Here is a 15,262-nt window from a genome sequence, read left to right as displayed (position 1 = left end):
GGCAGCTCCTTGCATTCTGATGCCATCAGCAGACTGTCTCCGGTCGGCCACAACGAACGATTTGCCGAAAAAGAACACCCGCCCGATCGAAATCGGACGGGCGTAAGATAAAGAGCTGAGTTTCCTGAAAGGAAGAGCTCTCTTGGGTCGCATGGCGCGCCTAGCTTCGCTGGTAGACCTGATATTGTACCGCGACGCCAAAAAGGGAGCAGCTCTCGCGCCTCAGGGCTTGACCGCAACCGGAAGACGGAATGGTGCGCCAAGCCTGTTGAAGGCGTTCATCGCCGCGATCGCGATCGTCAGGTCCACGAGGTCTTTCGGCTCGAATGCCTCGGCTGCTGCTGAATAGGCCTCGTCGGAAGCGTGGGTCTCGCTGACACGCGTGACTTCCTCCGCCCAGGCCAAAGCCGCGCGATATTGGTCTGGGAACAGATGCGGGACTTCATGCCACACCGGAAGCAGCGCGATCTTGTCGATCGGCATGGTCTTGAGAAGGTCCCGGGTATGCAGATCGATGCAGTGAGCGCATCCGTTGATCTGCGAGACGCGGAGGAAGACGAGGTGAATCAGTTCTTCAGGCAGGGCCGTGCTGGTGGTGACATAATGGTGCACACCGTAGAGCGCCTTCGCTCCAGCGGGAGCCACTTCGGACCAATTCAACCGGTTCATCTGATCTTCCTTTCTTCCTGAGCCAAAATCGGCGTCACCATGCCTGACGAGCGGGATTCTTCCGCTGTGACATCCCGCGCAAAAAATGCCGGTGGACCGAATGCTGTCGAATGGGATCGGAAGAAAGGTCCGAGATTGATCTAGCGCAGTGTACCGATCAGGCCGCGCCAAGAAACGATGGGCCACGGCACTGTCGTACTGCGACGGAATGTCCGCATATCTGGAATTGGAGTTGAAAGCCGCCCGACCCAATCGGCCATTCCAATCGCCAACCGGCAAGCGCCAAAAAAGACGCCCGCGCGGCCGAAACCGTGCGGGCGTCAGATGAAGATCTCGGTTTCCTGAAAGGACGAGGTCTCCTGGGTCGCACGGCGCAGATAATGTCGAGGGCCGGGTAATTATTGTACCGCTGCGCCAAAAGAGCTGCCCTGGCGCGCATTGGACGACGACCACCGGTTGCTTCAGATAGGAACCGTTCGGTAGGCAATCGGCCGCTCATGCGGTTTGTTCAGCCGGTGTTCGGCTGCGCGCCGCTACGTCCGGTGCCTGATTGAAGGAGACGGGTCATGAAAGAATATATCGCCGCTGCGGTCCTCGCTGCGCTCGCCGTTCCCGCCGGCCCGGCGCTGGCGGATCCGCCGCCCTGGGCGCCGGCGCACGGCAAGCGCGCCAAGGATCGTGGCCTCTATGACGGATATGGGCGCTATTACGAGCCTCGCCGCATTTCGCACAATGATCGCATTTGGCGGAGCAAGGATGGCCGCTACCACTGCCGCCGCGAGAATGGCACGACCGGATTGATCATTGGCGCCGCCGTCGGTGCGCTCGTCGGGCGCGAACTCGATGGCGGGCGTGACCGCACGGTCGGCACGATCATCGGCGCGGCCGGCGGCGGGCTGCTCGGGCGGGCTATCGATCGCGGTGAACTGAAATGCCGCTGATGTGAAAGGACGGCGCGAGAGGGACCAGTCTGCTCGCGCCGTCCCCTTGGACACCGCACGCAGTGGGGGTGCGGGCGGTGACGAAGAATCTATCCGACAGTCTGATCCCGCGGGCGAGGTGCCTTCGTCACGCGCAGACCGGCTATGCCCGCGCGGTCGATAGTGCGGCGCCACGATTCCAGCTCTTCGCCGCTGAGGCGGTATCTTGCGCAGGCGTCGGCCAGCCCGATCAGTCCGCCATCGATCGCGGCAAGCAACTCCGCCTTGCGGCGCGCGACCCAATAGCCTGCCGTCGATGAAGGCAGATCGTCGATTGTCAGCGGCCCGACCGGCCCGGCGACCGATGTCGGCCTCGTCGTAAATTCGAGCACTGCGAACTCTCCATTCGCTCGGCTGCTGCCGTATGAGTGCCCCCCCGCGGCAAAAATGCGGTTTCGAGGTTAACAAAAGGTTGCGGAGAGGCACGAGATGCGCCCAACCGTTCGTCGCTCATGGGAGGCGACGGGCCAAATTGTGTGTCGAAGGAAGCACTGCGACCCTCTCAATGATCGCGGCTATTGCCAGGCTGGGCGGAATGCTGCAGCCTCAATTCTCAAAACGGGGGAAAACAGATGCGAACTGCGAATATGATGGTGGCGTTGGCGCTGATGGCAGTACCGGCGCAGGCTCAGACGGTGCCTGACTTGCCGGCAAATCCGGTCAAGGCGATCGATGGCGAATGGTATGGCGTCGACCACAAGATCAAGCTGTCCGTGGCAAATGGCGTTGTGACTATCGTGGAGAACGACACCGTTGATCCTTACCTCAAGAAGATCGCGGCACCTGCTGGAACCGTCATCGCTCGCATCACGGACGTGGAATCGACCGGACCCAAGTCGGCTCGGTTCGTCGGGCAATGCCTCGAGTTGATCGACACCTCGCGGTCGGACACCATAGCTTGTCCCACGCACGCTTTCGTGCAGTCGGCAGCCTATGACGGCAAGCCTGGATTGACGATCAATTTCTGGACCGCCGCTTTCCTTCGCAAAGGCAATATTCCCGAATATCAATGGCAATATCGCAAGTGAGCGATGAAAGATGCGAAGGCTAGTCGCTGCGCGGCAAACGACAGCGCTCACGTCAAATCCGGCCTGATTTTTGCATGTGAGTTCTCGCCGCAAAACAGGCGAACCAGCTTGCTCCAATGAAAGGTTTCCGATCTTTTTGTTCTGTCGGCCGCGATGCGAGAAGCGGGCGCGGGTGAGGGAACCAGGGCAGTACGATCATGGGGGATCGGTGATGAGAATGGATGCGCCGCAGCCGGGCGGGAAAAAGGCTCACCTTGTGAGGCATCAGGCGAAGCGAGGCGCGACCCATTGCCGGCATGTCATCGCCGGGTTCCTCCTCGCGGTCGTCGGCCCTTCCGTGGAAGTCGGTGCTTCCGTGCCTCCAGCCGTTGACGGCAGCCAGGCCGACAGGGATGCCGCCGCCGCTCGGATCGCAGCGCAAGCGATCGACGCGGGTCACCCCGCCGAAGCGGCGGGCATCCTCGAAACGCTGGTGGCCCCGCGCCATCATATGCTCGCGATCCTGCCTGAGTGGCATCGCGATCTGGCACGCGCTTACGTCGCGCTCGGCTTGCCCGATGGTGCCGAGGGGCAGTATCGGCTAGCATTGGCGGGGGCTTCTGATGACGAAGCCAGGGCGCTCGGCAAAGAGCTTGAAGCGCTTCTTGCGAAAGCTGGGGTTGCCGTTGCCGTGCCGGACACACTGGGTCCGAACGGCGCCAAATATTTCGATCTCCATTGGGTCGACCGCGGCAACGCGACGCTCGATTTCGCGGCCGCCTTCACGCTGCCGCAGGACGATGCCGACGGCGCGGCGTTTACGACGGCGACCTACCGCGCCGACTGCCTTACGCTCAAGTCGCAGCTGCTCGAGGGCGCCGCCTTCTCGAGTTCAGGCGCGAAGCTGCGGTCGTTCGGCGAGGGTGAGGCCGCGAAGCCGGCTAACGACCTTGCAGACCATAGTCTGAGAATGATCTGCCGTCGCGATCCAGCCCGGCAGGTGAAGCATGTGGCCGCAATCGACGGCCGCACGCTGCTCGCGCGCTACCGCGCGCAACGCGCGCAGCGGACCGCTTGGGCGCCATCCGGCAGCGAGAGCGGCGCCCACGAGGCCGTCTGCCGCGCGCATGTGGAAATGTTCGTCGGCCAGCTCGCCGCCGAGGGACAGGTATCGGGGCCGAGCTGGCAGGTGCGCGACTGGTGGAACATCCGGACGGAGGATTTCTCCGAGGAACGCCGCGCCGCGGCCACGTCGGCGGTCACGGCGCTCGCTCGCGCCGATCCGGGCGCCGCACGCGCTTTCCAGCAGGCCTGCGTGCAAGAAGCGCTGACGGGCGGAGCCGTACCCGGAATGTAGCCGTCTGCCGCTGCCTAGCTTGCACATATCGGTTGCGGGTGTTCGAAAACTGCTTTGGCGCCCGAGGCGGCGATCGCGAGGCCGGTAAGGCGCAGCGATCTTGCTTGCGTCCTCCGCGCGCCGCGGTAGGTCGGTCAGGGGTCGCGCTAGGGCAGGGGGCGTGCAATTGATCCGGTGCAAATCATGGTTGCTCTTCGCGGCGCTTGCCTTGGCCGCGCCCGAGGTTTCCGCCAAGCTGTCCGTCGACCCCGTTCCCGCGAGTGCCGAGCTGAACGATGCGCTCGCCGCCAAACGCTATGACGAGGCGATGACTTTGGCACGCCGCGAGCATGAAGCTTGCGTCGCGGGCAAGGGGTCCGATCCTTGCGTCGGACTGCTCGCCTTGCAAAGCGATGCGCTGACCGCCTGGGCGGTGGATCATGGTGATTTCGATCGCGACGAAAAGCGCGAAGGCATGGCCCTTCGCACCGCGCGCCTCCTCCACGCCCAGGTGAACAGGCTAAAGGGCTTCGATGGGCCGATCTTCGCGTCGGCGTTCGGCAACCTCGGCGAGATGCTGTCGCTCTACGGCCGGCCGGTAGAAGGCGAGCAGTATTTGCGGGACGGGCTGCGATACAACATCGTGCGGGCGATGGAGTTCCAGGGAACCGAGCGACTCTCCGATGCGGCGCTCCGCACGTCGCTCCTGCGGTTGACCCGCAACCTTGCGCTGCAGGGCCGCAATGAGGAGGCGCGCGGTTATCTCGCTGCCGCCGACAGCCTGCTCTCGACGTTGGCCATGATGGGCTCCCCCGAAGCTAAACGCGCGCTCCCCGATTTTCTGGCGGTTGCGGCGCTGGTGCCGGGCGAAGCGGCCGGTGGCGCTGCGGATTATATCGAGGCGGCGGCCGGGTATGAATGGGAACGCGAGCACAAAGGTGAGGGATGGGACCCCGATGACTGGGCGGCAGTCCGGGGTCGCCTCGCCCGCGACGAGATCGCTTTTCTCGCGCGGAGCGGGAACATGGCAAAGGCGGTGGCGCGCTTCGATGCCGAGCCGGACCTGCTCCGCGGCGGGCGAGGCGCGTCGCGTCTCGAATTTCTGACCCGGCTCGGCGCTGCGCTCGTCGCTGAGGGGCGCGCTAACGAAGGCGACCCGATTCTCGCCGAGGCAATGCCGGTCGTCGATACGACCTGGGACAGGAGCGACGACCGGCGCATCGATGCGCATGCGGCGCGCGGCGCTGCCATCCTCGCACTCGATCCGGCGCAGCGCGCCGATGCCGCGGCCGAATATCGGCAGGCCGTCTCAGGCGCGGTGGCGCGGGTCGAGGCGGCCGACACAACCGAGGGGCTTGTGCGCGCCGTCCGGCGCTACCGTCCCGTCTTTGAGGGACTGCTCGGCGCCCTTCTTCCCGAAGCGGCGAGCTCGCTCACGCGCGGAGAAGCGTTCGAGGCGGCCCAATGGTCGTCGATCGGCGAGACCGCGGCGACACTCGCCAAGGTTTCGGCACGCACATCGCGCAGCGACGGCCCGGTCGCGGAAAGGGAGCGGTTCCGCGAGGAGGTGCGCGCGAGCGTTGCGTCGCTCAACCGCGAGATCGCGCAATGGCTATCGGTTCCCGGCAGCCCCGATACCGATCGCGAGTTGCTCGGAAGATTCTATTTGCGCGACGTTGATGCCGTGATGGACGAGATGTCGACCGAGGAGATCGCCGCGATCGACCCCGCCTATGATCAGCTCGTCAAGCCTCGGCCGATCGCCGCCGAACGGTTGCAGGCGCTGCTCGACAAGGACGAGGCCGTTCTCTTCTTCCTTTCTGACGAGCGGGGCACGTCGGTCTTTGTTCTGACGCTCTCGGGATTTACATGGCATCGTTCGACCCTGACCCGCGATGCCTTGGCGAAGAGTGTTGAGCGGCTGCGCGGTCAGATCAAGCGCGACCTTCGCGAGCGCTGGGCCGGGAGCGTCGACAATTTCGACGAGCAGCTTGCGCGCAATCTGTATCAGGAGCTCATTGCGCCCATCGAAACGTCCCTCGGCGGCGCAACACGTCTGATGACCGTGACGCCAGGTCCGCTGAGCAGCCTGCCGTTGACCTTGCTCGTCATAGCCGGCGCCGACACGCAGAAGCCGCAATTTCTGATCGATCGTTACTAGATTTCGACGCTGCCGTCGGTTTCAAGCCTTTACTCGTTGCGTTGCCTGCTTCGGCCTGCGGGTGATCGCCCGGCCGGTTGCGGCCCTGGACCCGGACGCAATCGTCCGCCATCGCAGACGATCCTGTTCGCTGCGGGCGATCCGGCGCTCAAGGGTCATCCGGGCGACGACCGCGGTATCGTGGAATATTCGGAACTGTTCCAGCGTGGCATAGCGGACCCGGCCCGGATCATGGCGATGCCTTCGCTTCCAGGTACGCGCCGCGAGATCGAGGGCGTGCGATCGATATTCGATCCCGGACAGACCATTGCTCTTATGGGCTCCGCGGCGACCGAGGGATCGGTCAAGTCGAATCCCGGTCTGGCCGATGCACGCTATGTCCTTTTTTCGACGCACGGTCTGCTGGCGAGCGAGACGGGGCTCGATGGCGAGCCGGGTCTCGTCTTCACGCCGCCATTAGCGGGGGCGCAGTCCGACAGGGACGATGGTCTTCTCACCGCCTCGGAAGCCGCGCAACTGAAGCTCGCAGCGGATATCGTCGTACTGTCGGCGTGCAACACGGCAAGTTCGAACGGCAGCGCCGAAGCGGACGGGCTGTCGGGCTTGGCGCAGTCTTTCTTTTATGCTGGCGCGGGTTCGCTTCTGGTGTCGCACTGGCCGCTCGACGATGAGGCCGGGGCCGAAATCGTCACGCATCTCTTTGCAGGCATCGAAAAGCATCCCGGCGCTCCGGGGGCTGCGTTCCGGCAGGCGATACTGGCGCTTCGCGCAAAAGACGATACCTCGTCTCCGGCGGTTTGGGCGCCGCTCGTGTTTGTCGGGACCACCGACCGGGGCGTGCGGTAGCGGGAGTTCGGGTGCTCGCAGTGCGTTATGAGTTCAGGTCGCCCTCCAAACGTCCGCTGAGAGCAAATTTGGTCTTGAATCCGCCAGTCTGCTACCGGCCAGGTCAAGCGTCGGCGCTGGCTCGCAGCGAACAGGTGGCTGAATGGGATGGCAAGCGGATGCAACAGTCGGCTGCTCAAGAGCGAGTTAGTCTCGTTCCAGAAAAATAGCCTCCGGTATCTCTTGGGCCGGCCACAGAGCGCCATAACTAATCATATTCATCAGAGCGATCTGGTCTTGGTCGAAATGGAACGAGTAATAAGCGTGGACCGTGACGAACGGATTGCACTCATTCTCGGGTGTGGCTTCAATCCCTCGTGCGCGCGCGATCACCAGATCGCCCACTGGCGTGGCTTCCAGCAGTTGAAACGGTTGCGGAGCGGGCCACCGAAAACTGGCCCGTCGCATGCTCTCGGTCGAGCGCTCGATTTCTTCGAACGACCCCGCTTGACCGATCTTCTCAAAAAACCTTTCGACGAGTCTCAAACGTTTTTCTTGCGCCTGCCTATCAAATACAGGGTCTGGGCGAGGCGATGATATCTGACAGGACATTGCCGTTCCCGGCATAAACGTGGCGCACGCCACCGCTGTGATTGCCTTCCGCCTCCCGATCATCGGTCGCTCCCCAAACATATAGTGGAGGATACATACAAAGCCGGTGTCCGCAATCGGTCGCTTCCGGTCGTGGCTATCCGGCGCGCCGCGGATGTCCGCCTCTCTCGGTCTCCCGCCAAAACCGGACCGTTCTTAAATGGCCACAAGCGGTTAACGCGCTAAAGAGCGCTTGCTGATTGTCTTGTCGCATGTGCGGGCCAAGGCAGCAGGATAACGAGGTCGGACGGCTCGCGCGATCGAACTGCTCAGCCAGGATAAGGCGATTCCGTCAATAGTCGGGCAAGATGCGTGGCATTAGCGGCGACCATTTTGGCGGTCTCGGTCACTTTGCTGGGGCGATGCTGAAGGTCCTTGAAATCGACCGAACCCATCGCCTCACCGACCCAGTAGCAGGCGGCCACGGCGGGAATCGTCCATCCCACATCGTTCAGCGCCTGAAAGATTTGCGACGAAGCATTATGCGCGCCGTCTTCGTTGCCGACGATCGCTGCAACAGCCACTTTTGAAAAGCTTGGCATCCGCCCCTTGTCGTCGGTCTCCGACAGGAAGGCATCCATTCGTTCCATCACAAGCTTGGCGACGCTTGATGCTTGACCCATCCAGATCGGTGTGCCGAAGATGAGAATATCGGAGGCGAGGATCGCCTCGCGAATTTTCGGCCATTCGTCGCCAGCACCCTCGTTCGAGGTGACACCCCATTTGATACTGTGCGCGGCGATACGGATGGGCTTGCCGACACGGACGCCTTCCGCCTCGAAATATTCGGTAAGCACCGCAAGCATGGCATCGGTCGAACTCTTGCGGCCACGCGCCGACAGCGAGCAATTGATCGCGGTAGCGGTAATCGGGGCCATATCGTCTCCTTTACCCCGCCGGGGTGAAGCGCGCGCCGGTCGCGGTTGGTTCCGATGTCATACTGGCGGCGTACTCGAAAGACCGTCCGCTCTCGACGCGCCTTGGGCGAGTTCCGACAGGGAATTCATGTTGAAAATATCGGTGCCGCCGAGCGCGAGCAGCAAGAAGGGGCCGCCAAAGCGGCCCCTTCCTGTCGGCTTGCCGGGTCAGTCGAGCTTGGGACTGACGACGCCCGAGCTGTAGCGCAGATTGTTCTGCACATGTTTGACGCCTGTGACGTCGTCGGCGACATCTTCGGCGCGGCGCTTCGACCGGCGATCCTCGACCGTGCCGGAGAGCGTGACTTCGCCATCTGCGACGCTGACCTCGATCTCGGAGGCGTCGATCCAGACATCCTCGGTAAGACGGTCGTTCACGTCCTCGCGGATGCGCTCGTCGGAGCGGATATAGCTTTTGGGACCGCGGCCGCGATGATCGAGTTCCCGGCGACGGCGCGCGTCGCGATCGCCGAACCAAGAAAGCACTTCGTCGCCGGCGCGGTCGAGGAAGCCGCGTTCGTCCGGGTCATAATCGGGGCTGCGCGTCCGCGGATATTTGCCGTAAGGCGAATAGCCCTCGACCGGGAGATAGCCGAACTCGCTCGGCCAGTAGTTACCGCCGCGCGAACGATCCTCGCCTCGGGCTTCGCCGGCAGCATCGTAATAGGCGTCGCGGCGGGGCGTGCTGTCGTAACGGGGCCAATCGGAGCGCTCAGCGCGGCGGACCGGCCGGCGATAGTCGCCCGCGCGCTCATCCTCCCAATTATCGCGGCGATATTCCTGCTCGCGATAGGCGCGGCGCGGGCGGCGCTGCTCGCGCTCGTCTTCCTCGATCGCCACATAAGCGCGCGACGCATCCTCTGCGCGGCCGCGGTTGTAGCGACCCGGCGATGCGCCGGTGTCGGGGCTGCTGTTGTCGCTATAATCCCAGAGCGGGGTGCGGTCGTCGAACCTGTCCATGATCCATCTCCATTTGTTGAGGGTGGCGGGCAGGTTGCCGGGAAGGGAGGCAACCCCCCGTCCCGCCGAACCGACGCATGGAGTGGGGGCAAGTTCCCGAACTGGGCGCAATATGTCGCGCTGCGACGTCAACGCATCGACGAATGTGACCCGATCTCTCCAATGGGCGGCTGGCGTCGCCGGCCTGCCGAATTCTCATGTAGAATCAAATCTGGAAAGGATCATACCCAGTGGGCCGCGCGTGCTTTGCGTCCGGCGAACTGGCTGCTGGGGAACCGGATCTCTCCAGCGCATCTTTCCAAAGCCTTCCCAGCTCAACGTCGATCCAGTCGGCTGCAAACGGATCCAGGCCAGAGCCGGGATAAAGGCAAAACTCGCCGAAAAGCGGTTGGCAGTCGATTTCGTAAAAATCGACCCGAACGAAGGCTAGGTTCCCGGCAAGCGTCTCTGCAGCTTGCAGCATCGCCCCGAGGGAGGAGGGTCTGGAAGGTCGATCGGCGGCAGGCACGAGCTGCCGCCAGTTGCGGTCATGCAATATCCAGCGGTGACGGACACCGCGCCCCAAATGTACTTGGACGTGCGTCGCGACACCGCCAAAGACGTAGATCTTGTAGTCGATGGGGAGAGGACGTGCGCCGCCGAGCAACGGCTCGGCGAAAACGCCACGCGGCACTTTGCGATATGCCCATTCGTCGAGCCAGCGGCCGTACTCCCGGCGCTGCCACCGGCGCGCGGCTCGCTGGACCTGCTTCCAGCGTTCGCAATCCGGAAACGTCTCCAGGATTTGATATTGGTTACACCCATGACGCGCCTTGACGATTGATGGGAGGGCGAACGGAATGAAGCGCGGCAGCATCTGGCCCTGCCAGAGCGTCGGTACGATCCAGTTTGCACCGAGTTGCTCCGAGGCCAAGCGTTTTGCCTCAAGTTTATCCAGCAGCGTCGTTTGCAACGGTGACCGATCATTCAATTTGCGGAGCTGGACGAGCTCGGTGAAGCGCGTCGGATTGAGCAGGTCGGGCAGGCGTCGATGACGCAAGGCGTAGAGAAGGGCAATCCGGTGCGCGGCTATCGAGGAGCCGACATTGCCCACTTTCGCCGGGTCTTCCGAGGCGCGCGAGAGTTTCATGCCATGTCGGTCTCACGGCTGAGCGACGTGTGGCCGCTATCGCGGAAGCTCGGCCGATCGAGGTTTATATCGCGGCAAAGCTGCATACGGATACGAACGACCCGGCACAGAAAACGCTCCCGGCAATATCATCGACCAACCTCCGATCACCTAGGCAGCGCTCAGGCGCTCGGGTGCGACCAACCGGTGAGGAACGCGTGATCGCGCGCGCCGCTGCGGATCGCGTGCAGCATCGCACGTCTCAACCTAGGATCTTCATGAACGGGCAAAGGTAGATTGCTACCGGTCAGCCTATTCGAGCGAAGTGGGGGAAGTTGGGAGGGGAAGACCCCGGCGTGACTATACCCAAACAGAAAAAATGCTGATCGGGTATCCGATGATTTGATTGCAGCATCCGCTTGCCTCAAACATTAGGCGCGTAGCACACTCCGACGGCCAAACTGAGCGATATGTCGTTGAGCCGGATATGCGCACCGATATTCTGACAACGTAGGGGAGCGGCGCGGACGACGATTGGATGCGTACGCCGACGGCAATTCGACTGAGACGTGGGATCGAACAGCCGCGGCGATACGCGAAGCGATGCACATGGCGGCGGCAGACCGAACGATCACCGTCGAAGCCCGTGCGCCGTTGAAATGCAGTTGGCGAAGAAAGGTTGCAAAGATGGGGCGGAAGGTCGCCGCCATTCTGGAATACTGTCGAAGCCGTCCTCGACGCGATCGCGGCCCCAGCATCGGTGCGGCCATTGTCGATAGAGGAGGACGAAGAGCAGCGCGCGCGGGCAAGGTCGGGAACGACGATAGCCGCGGCGCATTGGTCGTTAGACAGCAAAGGAGCTTTCCGATGACCAAGGACAATATACTCGCCGGCTGCAGGATCCTGATCATGGCGACAGATGGCTTCGAACAATCCGAGCTTGAAGTGCCACTTCAGCGTCTGGAGGACGCCGGCGCGGAGGTCGAAATCGCATCGATCGACGATGACGATATCACCGGCTGGGACGAAGACGATTGGGGCGACGAGGTCGAAGTCGATCTCAAGATCGCCGACGTCGACACCGACCGTTATGACGCGCTCGTCCTGCCGGGCGGCCAGATCAATCCCGACTTGCTGCGGGTTGAGGACAAGGCGATCTCGATCATTCGGGCCTTCGCAGGTGCTGGCAAGCCGGTTGCCGCGATTTGCCATGCGCCGTGGCTTCTTGTGGAAGCCGGGCTCGCATCGGGCAAGCGAATGACGAGCTACAAGTCGATCCGCACCGATGTTGCCAATGCCGGCGCGAAGGTGGTCGAAGAGAGCGTCGTGGTCGACGGCAATATCATCACCAGTCGCTGTCCCGACGACCTGCCCGACTTCTGCAATGCGATCGTCGCAGCGGTGGCCGATCGCAAGGCGCGGGCGTAGCTGTGCCGAGCTCAACACGGGACTGTTGAGTTGTGGAAAGGCGATCGCGTGCGGGCACGGCGATTCTTGCGATAAGCTGTTGAAAGCGGCGGGAACTCGCTGCTTTATGGCGCGTCGTTTCCAAGCTTGCCGCCCAGGCAGTTTGGAAAGGGGATGACCCACATGGGACAGAACAACCAGCAGGGCGGCCAAGCCGATCGCAATCCGAACGAGAACCCCGGCCAGCAGGAACAGCAGGATCTGCAGCGTCGCCAGCCCGGTCAGGACAATGACCAGGACCAGGGCAACCAGGCCGGCCGCGACGACGAGAATCGTCAGAACCGCTGACGTCGGAAAGAAGAGTGACGCCGAGGCACCCTCTCGGGACAGGGCCGCACTTCGATGCGGCCCGGCCTTTTCTATTCCCCGGTTGCGCCCATTCCAGGTGCAACCTTCCTAGCACTTTGGCATTCTCCCTTCATCGATCGCGGACAGCGGAATGGGAAGGAGAGGCCCGTGCGAACGATTGAGATATGGCCCGACGAAATCGAGGGCGGCGACACCGAGCGAGAGGGTGTCTTCTACGCGACTATGCGCTTCATCGACAGGGAAGCCGAAACAGCCGTCGTGATCTATCTGCAACCCGAGATCGAGCGAGGCATGATCGCCGATCTTTACGGCTGGGCGCAAAGCCGCGGCATGACCGGTCGAACGAACTGAATAGGAAGCATGGGTTGGCAAGCGGTCGCCCGCCCGGATCGGAGCGCCCCTTGGCGGCCACCTTTTCAATGCGGAGAAGCGGTTCGATGCAAGTCAGTCAGCACGGCGTTCCAGAATGCGATCTCTTCGTCATTGCCCCGGTCGCGCGACCATTGCACCTGCTTGGAGACGATGAAGTCGGCCTGTTTGCCATGCCGCAGCTTGATCTCCGACACACAATTTCGAATGTTATGACCTCCGAACGGCATTGCCGATCTCCTTGATGCTCCGCACAGAAACATGGCAGGTGAGGGCGGCGGTTTCCCGCCGCCCTCGATATGTCAGAAGTCCATCGCCGGCATCGGCGCGGCCTTCTCCTCCTTCGGCAGCTCCGCGACGAGCGCCTCGGTGGTGATCAGCAGCGACGCGACCGACGCGGCATCCTGCAGCGCGGTGCGTACGACCTTGGCGGGATCGATCACCCCCGCCTTGACGAGATCCTGATACTCGCCGGTGGCGGCATTGAAGCCCCAGTTGTAATCGTCGCTCTCGAGGAGCTTGCCGACGATCCACGCGCCGTCCTCGCCGGCATTGTCGGCGATCTGGCGCGCCGGGGCGCGGAGTGCGCGGCGGACGATGTCGATGCCCGACTGCTGGTCGTCGTTTGCGGCCTTGAGGCCTTCGAGCGCTTTCAGCGAGCGCAGCAGCGCGATGCCGCCGCCGGGCAGGATGCCTTCCTCGACCGCCGCGCGGGTCGCGTGGAGCGCGTCGTCGACGCGGTCCTTCTTCTCCTTGACCTCGACCTCGGTCGCGCCGCCGACACGGATCACCGCGACACCGCCCGCGAGCTTGGCGAGCCGCTCCTGAAGCTTCTCGCGGTCGTAGTCGCTGGTCGTGGTCTCGATCTGCTGGCGGATCTGCGCGATGCGGGCGTCGATATCCGACTTCGAGCCGACGCCGTCGACGATCGTCGTATTATCCTTGTCGATGACGACCTTCTTGGCGCGTCCGAGCATGTTGATCGTGACGCTCTCGAGCTTGATCCCAAGCTCCTCGCTGACGACATTGCCGCCGGTGAGTACCGCGATATCCTCGAGCATCGCCTTGCGGCGGTCACCAAAGCCCGGCGCCTTGACCGCTGCGACCTTGAGCCCGCCGCGCAGGCGGTTGACGACGAGCGTCGCGAGCGCGTCGCCCTCGACATCCTCGGCAATGATCAGCAGCGGCCGGCCCGACTGGACGACGCTCTCGAGGAGCGGCAGCATCGCCTGCAGGTTCGAGAGCTTCTTCTCGTGGATGAGGATATAGGGGTCGTCGAGTTCGACCTTCAGCTTCTCGGCATTGGTGATGAAATAGGGGCTGAGATAGCCGCGGTCGAACTGCATGCCCTCGACCGTCTCCAGTTCGGTCGCGAGGCTCTTCGCTTCCTCGACGGTGATCACACCCTCATTACCCACCTTCTCCATCGCTTCCGCGAGGATTTTGCCGACCTCTTCGTCGCCGTTCGCCGAGATCGTCGCGACCTGCGCGATCTCGCTGTTCGCCTCGACCGACTTGGCGTGCGCCTTGAGATCCTCGACGACGGTGGTGACGGCAAGGTCGATGCCGCGCTTGACGTCCATCGGGTTCATCCCCGCGGCGACCGCCTTCGAGCCTTCGCGGACGATCGCCTGCGCGAGCACGGTCGCGGTGGTCGTGCCGTCGCCGGCCTTGTCGTTCTGCTTGCTTGCGACCTCCCGCAGCATCTGCGCGCCCATATTCTCGAACTTGTCGGCAAGCTCGATTTCCTTGGCGACGGTGACGCCGTCCTTGGTGATGCGCGGTGCGCCGAAGCTTTTGTCTATCACGACGTTGCGGCCCTTGGGGCCCAGCGTGACCTTCACTGCATTCGCAAGCGTATCCACGCCGCGCAGCATGCGATCACGCGCGTCCGACGCAAATTTCACTTCCTTGGCAGCCATTTTTACCTCCTTCTTGCTGTCCTTTCAGTGGGTGATGGATGGGCGTTACGCCGCCTGCTTGAGCGCCTCGGCCTGCTCGATGACGCCGAGGATGTCGCTCTCCTTCATGATGAGCAGTTCCTCGCCGTCGATGCGGACCTCGGTGCCCGACCATTTGCCGAACAGGATCCGGTCGCCGGCCTTGACGTCGAGCGCGGTGACCGTGTCGTCCTCGGCGCGGGCGCCCGGGCCGACGGCGACGACTTCGCCCTCCTGCGGCTTTTCCTTGGCGGTGTCGGGGATGATGATGCCGCCCGAGGTCTTCTCCTCGGCTTCGATGCGGCGGACGACCACACGGTCGTGCAAGGGACGGAAATGCATGCATAACCTCCATGTTGCATAACGATATGATAAGCCGGCGCGCCTGTCCGGGACGCGCGGCGCGGATGAGCTAGGAAGCGATTTTTTTCGCTTCAAGAGGTCCGGCAAAAATTTTTTGATGGCTGCGCTGGCGCGAAACTTACGCCCCATATCAGGGGGCTGAACCCTCTTGACTCGACTCGCTTCGCTCCCAAAATTTATCCCTGCGGCGCTTTGCCGCA

17 protein-coding genes are annotated in these 15,262 nt (G+C 62.9%); 8 read left to right on the top strand and 9 right to left on the bottom strand.

Annotated features, from left to right (window positions below):
• Positions 1–222 precede the first annotated feature (222 nt).
• Complete coding sequence (locus EEB18_RS02090) at positions 223–669, bottom strand: carboxymuconolactone decarboxylase family protein (protein WP_056350192.1); 447 nt, start codon at positions 667–669, stop codon at positions 223–225.
• A 566-nt stretch (positions 670–1,235) separates the two neighbouring features.
• Here EEB18_RS02090 and EEB18_RS02085 point away from each other — a divergent pair.
• Entirely contained in the window at positions 1,236–1,610 is a 375-nt protein-coding gene (locus EEB18_RS02085) for a glycine zipper 2TM domain-containing protein (RefSeq protein WP_056350194.1), read from the top strand.
• Between the two features lie 89 nt (positions 1,611–1,699).
• Here the strand turns inward: EEB18_RS02085 and EEB18_RS02080 are convergent, their stop codons facing one another.
• Positions 1,700–1,981 carry a DUF1153 domain-containing protein gene (locus EEB18_RS02080; protein WP_056350196.1) on the bottom strand — a complete coding sequence of 94 codons (282 nt, stop codon included), beginning with the start codon at positions 1,979–1,981 and terminating at the stop codon, positions 1,700–1,702.
• Between the two features lie 267 nt (positions 1,982–2,248).
• Here EEB18_RS02080 and EEB18_RS02075 point away from each other — a divergent pair, with 267 nt between their 5' ends.
• The 4 genes from EEB18_RS02075 (at position 2,249) to EEB18_RS02055 (ending at position 6,999) form a co-directional block, all read left to right on the top strand.
• Positions 2,249–2,677, top strand: coding sequence for a hypothetical protein (locus tag EEB18_RS02075; protein ID WP_187669061.1), 429 nt, complete (start codon positions 2,249–2,251; stop codon positions 2,675–2,677).
• 211 nt (positions 2,678–2,888) lie between these two features.
• A complete protein-coding gene (locus EEB18_RS22640) occupies positions 2,889–4,013 on the top strand; it encodes a hypothetical protein (protein WP_235535727.1) in 1,125 nt (374 codons plus the stop codon).
• A 160-nt stretch (positions 4,014–4,173) separates the two neighbouring features.
• Complete coding sequence (locus EEB18_RS02060; RefSeq protein WP_187669060.1) at positions 4,174–6,153, top strand: hypothetical protein; 1,980 nt, start codon at positions 4,174–4,176, stop codon at positions 6,151–6,153.
• Between the two features lie 180 nt (positions 6,154–6,333).
• The gene (locus EEB18_RS02055) at positions 6,334–6,999 is read left to right on the top strand and encodes a CHAT domain-containing protein (RefSeq protein WP_187140840.1); all 666 of its coding nucleotides are present in this window, start codon (positions 6,334–6,336) and stop codon (positions 6,997–6,999) included.
• Positions 7,000–7,185: 186 nt separating this feature from the next.
• Here the strand turns inward: EEB18_RS02055 and EEB18_RS02050 are convergent, their stop codons facing one another.
• The 4 genes from EEB18_RS02050 to EEB18_RS02035 form a co-directional block, all read right to left on the bottom strand.
• On the bottom strand, positions 7,186–7,653 hold the full coding sequence (locus EEB18_RS02050; protein WP_187669059.1) for a hypothetical protein: 468 nt from the start codon (positions 7,651–7,653) through the stop codon (positions 7,186–7,188).
• Positions 7,654–7,898: 245 nt separating this feature from the next.
• Positions 7,899–8,507 (bottom strand): flavodoxin family protein, encoded by a 609-nt coding sequence (locus tag EEB18_RS02045; protein WP_056350205.1) that lies wholly within the window; start codon positions 8,505–8,507, stop codon positions 7,899–7,901.
• A 207-nt stretch (positions 8,508–8,714) separates the two neighbouring features.
• Positions 8,715–9,506 carry a BON domain-containing protein gene (locus tag EEB18_RS02040; protein WP_082545162.1) on the bottom strand — a complete coding sequence of 264 codons (792 nt, stop codon included), beginning with the start codon at positions 9,504–9,506 and terminating at the stop codon, positions 8,715–8,717.
• Positions 9,507–9,711: 205 nt separating this feature from the next.
• Positions 9,712–10,635 carry an ATP-grasp fold amidoligase family protein gene (locus EEB18_RS02035; RefSeq protein ID WP_187140841.1) on the bottom strand — a complete coding sequence of 308 codons (924 nt, stop codon included), beginning with the start codon at positions 10,633–10,635 and terminating at the stop codon, positions 9,712–9,714.
• Positions 10,636–11,223: 588 nt separating this feature from the next.
• On the opposite strand from EEB18_RS02035, the gene EEB18_RS02030 reads away from it, so the two are divergent.
• From EEB18_RS02030 to EEB18_RS02020, 3 genes are all read left to right on the top strand, one after another.
• Entirely contained in the window at positions 11,224–12,042 is an 819-nt protein-coding gene (locus EEB18_RS02030) for a type 1 glutamine amidotransferase domain-containing protein (protein WP_316248983.1), read from the top strand.
• Between the two features lie 153 nt (positions 12,043–12,195).
• Positions 12,196–12,369 (top strand): hypothetical protein, encoded by a 174-nt coding sequence (locus EEB18_RS02025; protein ID WP_187140842.1) that lies wholly within the window; start codon positions 12,196–12,198, stop codon positions 12,367–12,369.
• Between the two features lie 168 nt (positions 12,370–12,537).
• Entirely contained in the window at positions 12,538–12,741 is a 204-nt protein-coding gene (locus EEB18_RS02020) for a hypothetical protein (RefSeq protein WP_054727962.1), read from the top strand.
• Positions 12,742–12,806: 65 nt separating this feature from the next.
• Here the strand turns inward: EEB18_RS02020 and EEB18_RS02015 are convergent, their stop codons facing one another.
• The 3 genes from EEB18_RS02015 to groES all read right to left on the bottom strand — a co-directional run bounded on the left by EEB18_RS02015 (position 12,807) and on the right by groES (position 15,041).
• Positions 12,807–12,989 (bottom strand): hypothetical protein, encoded by a 183-nt coding sequence (locus tag EEB18_RS02015; protein WP_187140843.1) that lies wholly within the window; start codon positions 12,987–12,989, stop codon positions 12,807–12,809.
• Between the two features lie 72 nt (positions 12,990–13,061).
• A complete protein-coding gene (gene groL / locus EEB18_RS02010) occupies positions 13,062–14,681 on the bottom strand; it encodes a chaperonin GroEL (protein ID WP_187140844.1) in 1,620 nt (539 codons plus the stop codon).
• 45 nt (positions 14,682–14,726) lie between these two features.
• Entirely contained in the window at positions 14,727–15,041 is a 315-nt protein-coding gene (gene groES, locus EEB18_RS02005) for a co-chaperone GroES (protein ID WP_187140845.1), read from the bottom strand.
• Positions 15,042–15,262: the final 221 nt, after the last annotated feature.

The organism is Sphingopyxis sp. OPL5 (genome assembly GCF_003797775.2).
Lineage (GTDB): Bacteria > Pseudomonadota > Alphaproteobacteria > Sphingomonadales > Sphingomonadaceae > Sphingopyxis.
The sequence above is the reverse complement of the archived record's forward strand: the minus strand, read 5'-3'. Positions and strand labels throughout refer to the sequence as shown.

Coding starts and splice junctions, on each gene's coding strand:
- EEB18_RS02090 (WP_056350192.1), bottom strand. CDS start 669: ATGAACCGGTTGAATTGGTCCGAAGTGGCTCCCGCTGGAGCGAAGGCG.
- EEB18_RS02085 (WP_056350194.1), top strand. CDS start 1,236: ATGAAAGAATATATCGCCGCTGCGGTCCTCGCTGCGCTCGCCGTTCCC.
- EEB18_RS22640 (WP_235535727.1), top strand. CDS start 2,889: ATGAGAATGGATGCGCCGCAGCCGGGCGGGAAAAAGGCTCACCTTGTG.
- EEB18_RS02050 (WP_187669059.1), bottom strand. CDS start 7,653: ATGATCGGGAGGCGGAAGGCAATCACAGCGGTGGCGTGCGCCACGTTT.
- EEB18_RS02045 (WP_056350205.1), bottom strand. CDS start 8,507: ATGGCCCCGATTACCGCTACCGCGATCAATTGCTCGCTGTCGGCGCGT.
- EEB18_RS02040 (WP_082545162.1), bottom strand. CDS start 9,506: ATGGACAGGTTCGACGACCGCACCCCGCTCTGGGATTATAGCGACAAC.
- EEB18_RS02035 (WP_187140841.1), bottom strand. CDS start 10,635: ATGAAACTCTCGCGCGCCTCGGAAGACCCGGCGAAAGTGGGCAATGTC.
- EEB18_RS02030 (WP_316248983.1), top strand. CDS start 11,224: ATGGCGGCGGCAGACCGAACGATCACCGTCGAAGCCCGTGCGCCGTTG.
- EEB18_RS02025 (WP_187140842.1), top strand. CDS start 12,196: ATGACCCACATGGGACAGAACAACCAGCAGGGCGGCCAAGCCGATCGC.
- EEB18_RS02015 (WP_187140843.1), bottom strand. CDS start 12,989: ATGCCGTTCGGAGGTCATAACATTCGAAATTGTGTGTCGGAGATCAAG.
- groL (WP_187140844.1), bottom strand. CDS start 14,681: ATGGCTGCCAAGGAAGTGAAATTTGCGTCGGACGCGCGTGATCGCATG.
- groES (WP_187140845.1), bottom strand. CDS start 15,041: ATGCATTTCCGTCCCTTGCACGACCGTGTGGTCGTCCGCCGCATCGAA.